Annotated in this window: 8 protein-coding genes and 1 riboswitch; of the genes, 5 read left to right on the forward strand and 3 right to left on the reverse strand. The window is 40.5% G+C overall.

Going from position 1 to position 11,908, the window contains the following annotated elements:
- Window positions 1–120 precede the first annotated feature (120 nt).
- Together V7201_RS22170 and V7201_RS22175 are read right to left on the reverse strand one after the other, a co-directional pair.
- Window positions 121–1,881, reverse strand: coding sequence for a B12-binding domain-containing radical SAM protein (locus tag V7201_RS22170; RefSeq protein ID WP_335378928.1), 1,761 nt, complete (start codon window positions 1,879–1,881; stop codon window positions 121–123).
- A 361-nt stretch (window positions 1,882–2,242) separates the two neighbouring features.
- Window positions 2,243–3,286 carry an acyltransferase family protein gene (locus V7201_RS22175; RefSeq protein WP_335378929.1) on the reverse strand — a complete coding sequence of 348 codons (1,044 nt, stop codon included), beginning with the start codon at window positions 3,284–3,286 and terminating at the stop codon, window positions 2,243–2,245.
- Window positions 3,287–3,613: 327 nt separating this feature from the next.
- Here V7201_RS22175 and V7201_RS22180 point away from each other — a divergent pair, with 327 nt between their 5' ends.
- From V7201_RS22180 to V7201_RS22195, 4 genes are all read left to right on the forward strand, one after another.
- On the forward strand, window positions 3,614–4,627 hold the full coding sequence (locus V7201_RS22180; protein ID WP_335378930.1) for a 2-oxoacid:acceptor oxidoreductase family protein: 1,014 nt from the start codon (window positions 3,614–3,616) through the stop codon (window positions 4,625–4,627).
- Window positions 4,627–6,921 carry a thiamine pyrophosphate-dependent enzyme gene (locus V7201_RS22185; RefSeq protein WP_335378931.1) on the forward strand — a complete coding sequence of 765 codons (2,295 nt, stop codon included), beginning with the start codon at window positions 4,627–4,629 and terminating at the stop codon, window positions 6,919–6,921. The genes V7201_RS22180 and V7201_RS22185 overlap by 1 nt, the downstream gene beginning before the upstream one ends.
- Window positions 6,922–7,183: 262 nt before the next feature.
- Window positions 7,184–8,764 (forward strand): PAS domain-containing sensor histidine kinase, encoded by a 1,581-nt coding sequence (locus V7201_RS22190; protein ID WP_335378932.1) that lies wholly within the window; start codon window positions 7,184–7,186, stop codon window positions 8,762–8,764.
- A 113-nt stretch (window positions 8,765–8,877) separates the two neighbouring features.
- Entirely contained in the window at window positions 8,878–9,462 is a 585-nt protein-coding gene (locus tag V7201_RS22195) for a metalloregulator ArsR/SmtB family transcription factor (RefSeq protein WP_335378933.1), read from the forward strand.
- A 63-nt stretch (window positions 9,463–9,525) separates the two neighbouring features.
- On the opposite strand, the gene V7201_RS22200 is transcribed toward V7201_RS22195, so the two are convergent.
- Window positions 9,526–10,308, reverse strand: a complete 783-nt coding sequence (locus V7201_RS22200) for a carbon-nitrogen family hydrolase (protein WP_335378950.1) — start codon at window positions 10,306–10,308, stop codon at window positions 9,526–9,528.
- A gap of 127 nt (window positions 10,309–10,435) precedes the next feature.
- Here V7201_RS22200 and V7201_RS22205 point away from each other — a divergent pair, with 127 nt between their 5' ends.
- The gene (locus tag V7201_RS22205) at window positions 10,436–11,635 is read left to right on the forward strand and encodes a pyridoxal phosphate-dependent aminotransferase (protein ID WP_335378934.1); all 1,200 of its coding nucleotides are present in this window, start codon (window positions 10,436–10,438) and stop codon (window positions 11,633–11,635) included.
- Between the two features lie 65 nt (window positions 11,636–11,700).
- Window positions 11,701–11,809: riboswitch (SAM riboswitch) on the forward strand.
- Window positions 11,810–11,908 lie beyond the last annotated feature (99 nt).

Genomic DNA, 11,908 nt, shown 5'->3' on the forward strand with positions numbered 1-11,908 from the left:
CCCCGCGGAAAGCGAAGCGTCTGGAATGGAAATCAACAGCCCCATTTAACTATCCAAATAAAATAAGACTGTAGACAACCACGATTTTCATCGAGTTTGTCTACAATCTGAAGCCGGCGATTAAGCCGGCTTTACATTTTCTTCAGAGAATGGGAAGAAATCCGGTTTCTCTGTTTTAGGATCAAAATAAACAAGCATATATGAAGGCGACATTACAATCTCTCCTGCTTTCAGATAGCTTTCGAGGTCGATTGAAATTTCTTCAATCAACGTATGCTTATATAGGTCTTTTTCATTAATATTAAGATCTGCATAACGAATTCCAAGTGCTTCAGGGTGCTGGATGATTCCTCGGTATATTTCAGATTTCTGCTTCTTATCCGACTGCAATTCCCACCATGGTTTTCTAGGCTTGTATTTCATGCTCGCAAGATAGTCATACTTCATTAAGCTTTGAATCGTCTCAATATCATCAGTGCCCTTTTCCTGGAGGAAATGAAATAGCCTCTTGTAAAGGTCTTCAAGCTGATGACCAATCCTTGACCACCCATTTTGTTCCCAGTGAGAGCCAAACTCCTGGAAGAAATCAAACGGAGTAGGGAACACGTTTGTGACAAGATATTCAACAGTCATATCCATCCTATGATCATTCCAGTATTTTTCCAGTACATCTTCAACTTGTTTTATTTTTATAATGTCGTTAAAATCAAGGATATTATTTCCTAAGATCTCATATGGAGAATGATCCATATAAATATATTCATGCTGAGCAGCCCGTAGCCTCAGTCCAGTTCCGCGCAGCATTTTCAGGAAACCAAGCTGAAGCTCCTCTGGTCTCATAGCGAATACATCATTAAAAGTCTTCTTGAAGGAGTTATAGTCTTCTTCAGGCAATCCGGCAATCAAGTCAAGATGCTGGTCAATCTTGCCGCCTTCCTTGACCATGGTAACTGTTCGCTTCAGCTTTTCAAAATTCTGCTTACGCATGACTAGTTCATTTGTGTAGTCATTAGTCGACTGTACTCCAATTTCAAAACGGAATAAGCCTGCAGGGGCTTCCTGATTCAAGAATTCGATGACTTCAGGTCTCATAATATCTGCTGTGATTTCAAATTGGAATACGGTACCTGGCAAATGCTCATCTATTAGGAACCTGAACATTTCCATCGCATAGCTTCTGCTGATATTAAAGGTTCTGTCGACGAATTTAATCGTTTTGGCTCCGTTCGCCATTAAATAGCGAATATCATCCTTAATTTTCTCTCTGTCAAAATAGCGGACTCCCACTTCAATCGATGACAGGCAGAATTGGCAGCTGAAAGGGCAGCCGCGGCTTGTTTCAATATATGTGACCCTCTTGGAAAGATGGGGGACATCCTCTTCAAAGCGATAAGGTGATGGGAGTTCCTTTAAATCCAGCTTATTTTGCTGAGGATTTATCTGGATACTGCCATTAGTTCTGAAAGCAATCCCTGGTACTTTTGTAAAGTTCTGGTCACCCTCGATTTCAGTCAGCAGCTGCTTGAATGTTTGTTCACCTTCGCCGATGACAATGAAATCAAACTCCTCGACTTCCTGCATCCAATCCATCACATCATAGGTAACTTCAGGGCCGCCAACGACAATTTTAATTGAAGGATCAATTTTCTTTATCATTTTGATTACTTTAATGCTTTCTTCGATATTCCAAATATAACAACTGAAGCCAATTACATCAGGCTTCTTTTGGATTAAATCCGTGACAATATTAATGATAGGATCTTTAATTGTATATTCGGTCAGCTTAATATCGTAATCAGGAGATGCGTATGCTTTTAAGTACCTGATTGCAAGATTGGTGTGTATATATTTCGCGTTAAGCGTTGTTAAAACGATATTCATTTATAAAATCTCCTTTAGAAAAATCCAGCAGCAAATCAACTTTAAATTATATCTCAGTTTAGACAAAAAAGACAGTTGAAATCCTGTCCAGTAGTTGTTTATCTCAATATAGATGGTTGATTTCCACTCCAGCCCTCGCTTTCCTCGGGGCGACTGGTGCGCCCGGAGAATTCTGAACAGCTTCCTCCAATTTTCTTAAGCCCGATGGAAATACGTTAGCACTTTCGGAGAAGTCGCTGTCATTTCCTCCTTTCAACAGTGGTTAAATATCATCATCAGCTTAAACATTCCATCAGTATGAAAAAGAGCCATCTGGAATTGATGGCTCTTTCATGAATCCTATATTAAATTACCTATAATCCTAATTGCTTAACATCTTTTTACGGTAAAATCTAACCATCGCAGCAAATCTGGCTTTTAAGCGATTAATCCTAGACGTTTTAAATTCGATTAATGGCTGTGCGATTGCAGCTGCGTACTTGCTGGATAACAATAGCGTGAGAAGCAATGCTATCATCGCCAGCAGCAAAAAACGTTCTGGGCTTTGGAAAAAGTCCTGTACATGGCTCTCGCGGAATGTGCGAACAAAGAACCCGTGCAGAAGATAAACGTACAGCGTATTTTTTCCAAGATCCGTAAAGAAATATTCCTTTTTTGGAACGATTGTCAAAAAGCTGAACACCATCATCAAACTTAATAAATAAAAAGCTAATCGTGTGAACATGCTTGAGATCGATGCAGCTTCCATTTCTGAATAAGGTTTTGATCCGAGCAGCCATTTATAATCGATTTCCGGATTGAAGTAGAATCCAAGAAAAACAATTGCAAAAGCAAACAAAGCGCCGACTTTAAAAGCTGGTGTAGTCAGTACGCGGATATGGTCCTTCGTCAGGTGGTATCCAAGAAGGAACAATGGAAAGAAAACAAATGTCCTTGAAAGACTTAAATAGTTGGAAACCCAATCGAAATATCCTACCCCCAGTCCCAATCCAAACGCTAGCAAAAGTCCCTTTGCCGGGCTTAGCCTAGAGAAGCCTATGAGCATAATGTTCCAGCAGAATAAACTAATCAGGAACCATAGAGACCAATGCGGATTCAATGGATCTACTGTAAAAGTCGACTTGTTATAGAGAAAATAATAGAAAACCGAGTAAATTAATTGAAAAATGATATATGGAAGTATCAATTTTCTGGCAATCTTTAAAACATACCCTTTTTTATTGAAGCCCCTTGCGAAAAATCCCGATACCAGGATGAATGCAGGCATATGAAATGTGTAAATGACTTTATATATATTGTAAATCATTTCATTGTCTTCAATAAAAGATCGCAGAAGATGGCCAAATACCACGAAAAAAATCAAGATGAATTTAGCATTGTCAAAGTAGTAATCTCGTTGCTTCATAAATCCTCCCTTATTTGAGAGACCCCCAAAATTCACTATAACCCTTTTACCCTTTTAACCCCATATAAAAACTATGTAAATAGCTGAAATTTAAGGGGGTTATTCCTTTAATCGGAAATTAAGACATCTGTACTACTACATAAGTATCTCTGTTATATATAAGAAACCGTAATAAAATACGGAAAAAAGAAGTGGTTTTTGGGTGTGTTCTAATAAAAAAATCAAAATGTTTGATTTATGTCACAGCTTTAAATTGATTTAGTCTTTAAAATTATAGATGGGGAATGTTGATAATTACCTTGAACAACCAAAATGGGGAGGGAGATTATGTCTATCTTACCGAAGAAGAATGAATTAGGATTTTATGAGATAAGACTTGAATCAATTGGAGGTCTCGGCGCAAACCTTGCCGGGAAGATGCTTGCAGAAGCCGGAGTACTTGGACTTGGATTAAATGGTTCCAACTTTTCTTCGTATGGATCAGAGAAAAAGGGATCGCCTGTAAAAAGTTTTGTTCGTTTTTGTGAGCCTGAAACAGAAATCAGGGTTCATAGTCCAATAGAGGAACCACATGTTGTAGGTGTCTTTCATGAAGCACTTTATAAAATGGTTGATGTAGTTAGCGGGTTGCGCCCGGATGGCATCATGCTTGTGAATTCTACAAGGGATTTTGATGACATAAAAAAAGATCTTCACCTTGAATATGGAACATTAGCAATTGTAGATGCACTTACAATTGCAGTGGAAGAAAAAACGAAAGTAAATACTGCGATGCTCGGAGCTTTGTATCGAATTGTTGATTTCCTGGATCCGGAAGCAATGAAAGATGTTATCCGCAAAACGTTTGAGAAGAAGTATCCTCATTTCGTCGAACCAAATATCAGGACATTTGAAAGAGGCTACAATGAAGTGCAATTCAAGACGTATGCAATGGATGAAAGAGCACAGGGTAAGGAGTTTAAACGTCCTCTGCCACTGCTTGGTTATGAAACACAGGAAATCGGGGGAGTACTCACTGCTCAGGCGAACAGCATTCTTAAGGATTTAAGCGGTTCAAGACAAGGATTTCTGCCAAAATTCGTTCAGGAGGAATGCATCAACTGTGCTGCCTGTGATACTGCCTGTCCGGATTACTGCTTTGTATGGGAAGAAGGAGAGGACAAACGCGGAAGAAAGCAAATGTTCCTTAAAGGCATCGATTATCAGTATTGCAAGGGCTGTCTGAAGTGTGTTGAAGCATGTCCAACTACGGCTTTATCTGATTTAAGAGAAATGATCGGATATGCGGATGAAAATAGAGTAAAGCATAATCATCCTTATGCGACTGGAGGGGTTTATTAATGTCCATTTTAGAAGAAAACTTGAAAACAATGGCTGCAGCTGAACAGATTACTACGTTTGAGTCAGGGAATGAAATGGCTGCGATGGCTGCAGCACAAATTAATTATCATATCATGGGCTATTTTCCAATTACCCCTTCTACAGAAATCGCTCAATTTCTGGACCAGATGAAATCGCGTGGTGAGCATGACATCAAACTCATCCCTGCAGACGGTGAACATGGTTCTGCAGGTATTTGTTACGGAGCTGCCGCTACGGGTGCCCGTGTGTTTAATGCGACAAGTGCAAATGGCCTCATGTATATGCTTGAACAGCTGCCAGTTCAATCTGGTACTCGGTATCCGATGGTGATGAACCTGGTAACAAGATCAATCAGCGGGCCGCTTGATATTCGCGGGGACCACTCTGACTTATATTTTGCATTGAATACTGGTTGGGTTATTTTGACGGCCAGGACTCCACAGGCCGTTTACGATATGAATATTATGGCGCTGAAAATCGCCGAGCATTCTGATGTTCGTCTTCCGGTAATGGTCGCTTATGATGGATTTTTTACATCCCATCAAAAGCGTAAAGTAAATTATTTTAAAGAGCGGGCAGTAGTCCAAAAATTTGTCGGGGAGTGCCCTACGGAATACAATTTTGCAAGAGATCCGAAAAAACCAGTGACAATCGGTGCACATATGAATGGCGATGATTTAATCAATAACCATTTCCAGCAATCTGAAGCTATGTACAAAGCAAAAGATATTTATAAAGAGGTTGCAGCCGACTATGCAAAATTGTCAGGAAGAAATTATGAAATCCTCGATCTATACAAAATGGAGGATGCAGAAGTTGCGTTATTCCTGTTAAATTCAGCAGCCGAATCTGCAAAGGATGTAGTCGACAAGCTTCGTGAGCAGGGAATCAAGGCCGGTGTGATAAGTCCTAACATCATCCGCCCATTCCCGGCACAAGAAATCAGGGAAGCGCTTAAGAATGTTAAGTCATTGCTTGTGGGTGAGCGGGCGGATTCGTACGGCGGACATGGCCCTAACCTGACACATGAAATTAAATCTGCCCTCCAGGAAGACAGAAGTAATGCAACGATTGTACAAAGCAGAGTGTTCGGTCTTGGAGGCAAGGATTTTTACGCAGATGATGCAGAAGCTTTCTTTGCAATGGCAATTTATGCAATGGAAAAGGGTTATGCCCAGAAGCCTTTTGATTACTATGGTCATATTCCTGGAGATCAGGAAAAAACGATGAAACAAGTCATTGAACCACAGCATGGTGATGTGTTTAAATCAGGTCTAATCGAGGTAGCCAGGGATGATGAAAAAAATAAGCTCAATGTGAAAATACCGCCATTACGCTCACTTACTTCCAAACCGAAGCGGATTGCATCAGGCCATGGTGCATGTCCTGGATGCGGTATTTTTGGCGGGCTTGAACTGTTCTTTAAAGGGATTGAAGGCGATCTAGTAGTCCTGTTCCAGACTGGCTGTGCCTATGTAGTGACAACTGCTTATCCGCATACTTCTCATAAGCAGACGACCATCCATAACCTTTTTCAGAATGGTGCTGCAACCTTATCAGGAACACTTGAAGCATTCCTCGAATTAAAGCGCAGGGGGGATATTGAAATTTCTGCAGATGCCACCTTTGTCATGGTTACAGGTGACGGAGGCATGGACATCGGCATGGGTTCAGCAATCGGTACTGCTTTACGCGGACACAAGCTGATCATGCTGGAATATGATAACGAGGGCTATATGAATACAGGTTCACAGCTGAGCTACTCAACGCCGTTTGGCCATATGACAAGTACATCGAATGTCGGCAAAGCTCAAAAGGGAAAGGCGTTCCATCATAAGGATACAGCCCAGATCATGGCATCAACGAACATTCCTTATGTCTTTACAGGAACAGAGGCATTTCCTCAGGACCTTGTCAAAAAGGCCGCCAAGGCACAATGGTATGCGCAAAATGTTGGAACGGTCTATGGCAAGCTGCTGATCACTTGTCCGTTAAACTGGAAATCAGAAGACCGTTATGGACAGACAATCGTAGAGGCTGCAGTCAATTCCAACTTCTTCCCGCTATATGAGGTTGAAGAGGGAATCACGAATATCACCTATGATCCAGAAGCCAAGAATAAAAAGATGCCTTTAGCAGAGTGGTTGAAATACATGGGGAAAACAAAGCATCTACTCAAAGAGGAAAACAGTGAAATGCTTGCTGAATTTGAGCAAGAAGTCGAAAAAAGATGGCAGCGCCTGAAAGCAAAGCACGAAAACGAGTACTTATAAAAATTGTAGAAGCAGGGATAATTTCCTTGCTTCTATTTTTTTGCCTTTTTCTATTTTTCATATTCCGTTTGTTTAGATTCTAAGTATACAAGGTTCATGGTACCTGAAAAGGGAGATGGAGGTTCTATCCTTAAAACCAAACATAGTTATCAAGTAAAACCAGTAAGTAAAATAAAACGAAAAAATCCCCGATTTTAAAGGGATTTTTACCATTGATGTAGAAACTACTAGAAAAATGGGAATTCGACAAGGAGGCTTTCGGGTGAGTAGTGCTAACAGCCTTGATGAAATAAAGGCACTGAAAGAGAAAATAGCCGTATTAGAACGTGAAAATTCTTCGTTAAGAGAGATCGCTTTTAATAAACAGCAAGTGACAGCGGACTGCTCTTTCGCTCCTGAATCCGCCATAGATCATAAAGAACCTTTTGAAAAAAGGTTTACTGAAAATGAAGGGCTGTTTAAAAACCTATTTTTCGAAACTCTGGATGGCATCGTATTTTGGGGCAAGTGCGGGAAAATATTTGCTGCAAATGAAGCTACATGCAAAATTTTTGGCTTAACAAACGAAGAGCTGCTGAAGTACAAAATCTCTGATTTCATTTACCAGAAAGATGAGAAATATAGCGAAATGAAACAAATTTTGAATGAAAAAGGTGCACTGCGCGAAGAGGCATTCTTTTTACTGCCGAGCGGGGAGAAAAAGCTGCTTGAATTCACCGTCAAGCTGAATGCTGGCGATGGATACAACATGACAATTGTCCGTGATATTAGTGATCGATATCGAATGGAACAGGAGCTCCGTAAAAGCGAAGAAAGGTTCAGGAAGATATTTGAGGGGTCCATTGAGGGAATGATTCTTTGGGATGAAAATTGTAATTTCTATGAAATTAATCCATCTGGTATGGAATATCTTGAACTAGCGCCAGAAGAGCCTGGGGAAAGAAATTTCAGGAAGTTATTTACTAGACTTGGGATCCCGGATGAAGAGATTGGAGAGAGAAAAGAGTCGCTTCTTCGTAAAGGTAGATTGGATGGCAGAATGTCCATCCAATTTGAAGAAGCCAGGATGAAGCATTTCGAATATACAGTAAAACACCATCTTGTCGACAAGTTGAACCTGATTATTTTTAGAAATATTACTGAGAAAGTAGAAATGGAGGCGCAGCTGCGCAAATCTGATACTCTAAACATCCTTGGTGAGCTTGCGGCAGGCATTGCGCATGAAATCCGAAACCCAATGACTGCGCTGAAGGGCTTTATCCAGCTGCTTGAAAGCAGTACTGGCGATGCGTACTCTTTATATTTCCAGGTTATCACTACTGAACTTCAACGGATTGATTCTATCATCAATGAATTCCTGATTCTAGCAAAGCCACAGGCAATTAAATATATCCATACAGATATTAAAAAAATCATGGGGGAAACGGTGGATCTTCTTAATGCCCAAGCTGTTCTGCATGATGTCCAATTTAAAACCATCTACGATCACGATTTGCCAGAGCTGCTCTGTGAACCCAATCAATTAAAAAAGGTCTTTATTAATATCATCAAAAACGCAATTGAAGTGATGCCAAAGGGCGGCTATGTTACTATCACAATCAGTCCGGCTCCTGGAGGACGGATACATATTAGCATCAGGGATGAAGGAGAAGGAATCCCAGCAGAAAAAGTAAAAAAACTTGGAGAGCCGTTTTACACGACAAAGGAAAGAGGCACTGGCCTTGGATTGATGGTAAGCTTTAAAATTATTGAGGAGCATGGTGGATCAATTGAGGTTGAAAGTGAGGTAGGACATGGAACAACCTTTCATATTTACCTTCCCTGCCAAAAAGAGCCGATGTGACTGAACATTCAATCAGACTGGTTCTTTTTTTAGGCTTTCCATTTTTAAATAATTGTATTATTATTAGAAACATACCTAATTAGATGTTTATTTAATTTGAATGGAGTGAAATTATGCAGCTTGACAAAATTGTCGCTTTCCATAAAGCGATGGGAGATCCGACTAGGATAAGGATTGTCGCTTTGCTGGGGAATGGTCCATTACATGGGCAGGCGATTGCCGGAAAACTGGGCCTTACACCACCCACGATTACTCATCACATTAAGAAGCTTCGTGATATCAACGTCATATATGAGCGCAGGGACAAAAACACAATTTATTTTCATTTAAACGGATCGGTCATTATGCAGCAGGCAAAGACTCTGAGCAAGCTGATTGAGAAAAAGGAAGGGGAGGTGGAAGCAATGATTGAGCGTAATTTGGAGAGCAAAAAAGTAATTGATAATTTCCTTACGAAAGACGGAAAGCTGAAGAATATTCCTGCACAGAGAAAGAAAAAATTGATGGTGTTCGAATACATTGTCCGTGGTTTAATGCCGGGGAAAAAGTATCCTGAGAAGGAGTTGAATGAATACATCAAGAAGTTTCATGATGACTATGCAACGATCAGGAGAGAATTCATCATCAACCATTATATGTACAGAGAAACTGGGATTTATGAACTGAATCCAGAAGAAATGTGGGCAAAGCCGGAATAACTTTTATAAGCTGAAAAACCGCTCCAGTCAAGGTGAGAGCGGTTTTTCTGAGTTAGAAAATAATTAATATAGTTCAGGTCTGCGATCTGCAAAAATAGGTATTCTGCTTCTCGCATCTATTACCTGGTCGAGGTCAATTTCAGCTGTAAGAATCTCCTGTTCTTCTCCTGCTTCAGCAATTATGTCTCCCCAAGGTCCTATTACCATGGAATGGCCTGCGAATTTATTATTAGGGTCAGATCCTGAACGATTGCAGGCAATTATATAGCACTGGTTTTCAATTGCCCGGGCAATGAGCAATGCCCTCCAGTGCTCAAGACGCTGGATCGGCCATTCAGCAACGACGAACATTGCTTCAACCTCCTCAAGAGCGTGTGCGCGAACCCATTCAGGAAAGCGGATATCATAACAAATAAGCCCCGCAAATTTCCTGCTGTCTAAAGAAAAAAGACCTTTTTGCTTTCCTGCTGCAAGATATAAGTGCTCATCCATCAGCTGAAACAAATGCAATTTGCTATATTCCCCTGACAGCTCTCCACTCTTATTGAACACAAGCATTGTATTTTCAATGCCTTTTTCTGTTTTATTGGCTACAGAGCCACCGACTATGTGTGCCTGATATTTGGCAGCACTATCTTTTAAAAATGCTGCGGCTTCACGCGCCTCTTCATCTGCTTGACCTTCAAGATTTACTAAATCATATCCCGTAGTCCAAAGCTCTGGAAGTACGATGATATCTGGATTTTCAGTGCTGGATTTTTTCATTAGGCTGATTGCTGTTTCGTAGTTTTTTACTGGATTTCCGAAAGCAATGTCCATTTGCAGACAGGCTATTTTAAATTTCATCATCATTCACCGCCATAATTTCTGAAAATTATTTCTTTACAAGTTACTATTTACGTTATATCATTTGTGACTAGAATTTCAAATTAAAATTTTCAAAATATAATAAGTTTTTTAAGCAGGTGAAAAAATGGAGTTTCAACAATCAGACTTATTGAAAAGCCTGCCCAAGCAATTCTTTGCATCTCTCGTCCAAAAAGTAGGGAGATACACCGAGCTGGGGGCAGATGTAATTAACCTTGGTCAAGGGAACCCGGATCAGCCGACTCCTGGACATATTGTCGAAAAATTAAAAGAAGCGGCGGAGAATCCCCTTAACCATAAGTATTCTCCATTCAGGGGAATGCGCTCCTTCAAGGAAGCAGCGGCAGAATTTTATCAAAGAGAATACGGGGTCCATCTTGATCCTGAAGAAGAAATCGCGATTCTATTTGGCGGAAAGGCTGGCCTCGTTGAAATTCCTCAATGCTTGCTTAATCCAGGTGATACGATTCTTGTCCCTGACCCTGGGTATCCTGATTACTGGTCAGGTGTTGAACTGGCGAAAGCGAAAATGGTGACAATGCCTCTTAGGGAAGAAAATGGCTTTTTACCTGATTATTCGGAGATTAAAAAGGAAGTTTTATCCGAAGCAAAGTTGATGTTTCTTAACTACCCGAATAATCCAACAGGAGCCATCGCTGACGAGAATTTTTTTGACGACACAATCAAGTTTGCGAAAGAAAATGAAATTTGTGTCGTTCACGATTTTGCCTATGGCGCGATTGGGTTTGATGGAAAACATCCGTATAGTTTTTTACAGGCGGAAGGAGCTAAGGATGTTGGAATCGAAATTTATACCCTTTCTAAAACATATAATATGGCAGGCTGGCGTGTTGGCTTTGCTGCCGGGAACAAGAGTGTGATTGCGGCAATTAATTTGCTTCAGGACCATATGTACGTCAGCTTGTTTGGCGCTGTTCAGGAAGCGGCTGCAGAGGCCTTGCTGAGCTCACAGCAATGTGTTTCCGAGTTGAATGAATTGTACGAATCAAGAAGGAATGTACTGATTGAAGGCTTAAAAAAAATCGGATGGAATATTACTGCTCCTAAAGGTTCTTTTTTTGCATGGTTAAAAGTTCCTGAGCCATTCACCTCTATCGAATTCGCCGATTTCTTATTGGACAAAGCACATATTGCCGTTGCGCCAGGAGTGGGATTTGGAGAATATGGAGAAGGTTATGTCAGGGTAGGCTTGCTTACTTCGGAAGATCGCCTTCGGGAAGCTGTTAGCAGAATTGAAAGCTTAGGAATTTTCAAAAAACATATTGACAATAATTTAGTAACCTGACATAATCCTAATTAATAAAATTACTTTATCCAATTAAACCAATTAAATAACTTAATTAAATTATTTTCTTATCAAGAGCAGGCGGAGGGACGAGCCCGATGAAGCCCGGCAACCGACCCAGCATTTTTGCTGGGCACGGTGCTAATTCTTGCAGCGGAAGCTGATAGATAAGGAGATGTTAGTTTATTCATCTAACCTCTTCTTTTCGAAGAGGTTTTTTTATTAGGGTGTGGATAACTCAAGCCAGATTTGCCTAATCCAGCTCCAGCGCCT

Origin of the sequence: Bacillus sp. JJ1122 (genome assembly GCF_036964885.1) — a bacterium.
GTDB lineage: Bacteria > Bacillota > Bacilli > Bacillales > Cytobacillaceae > Mesobacillus.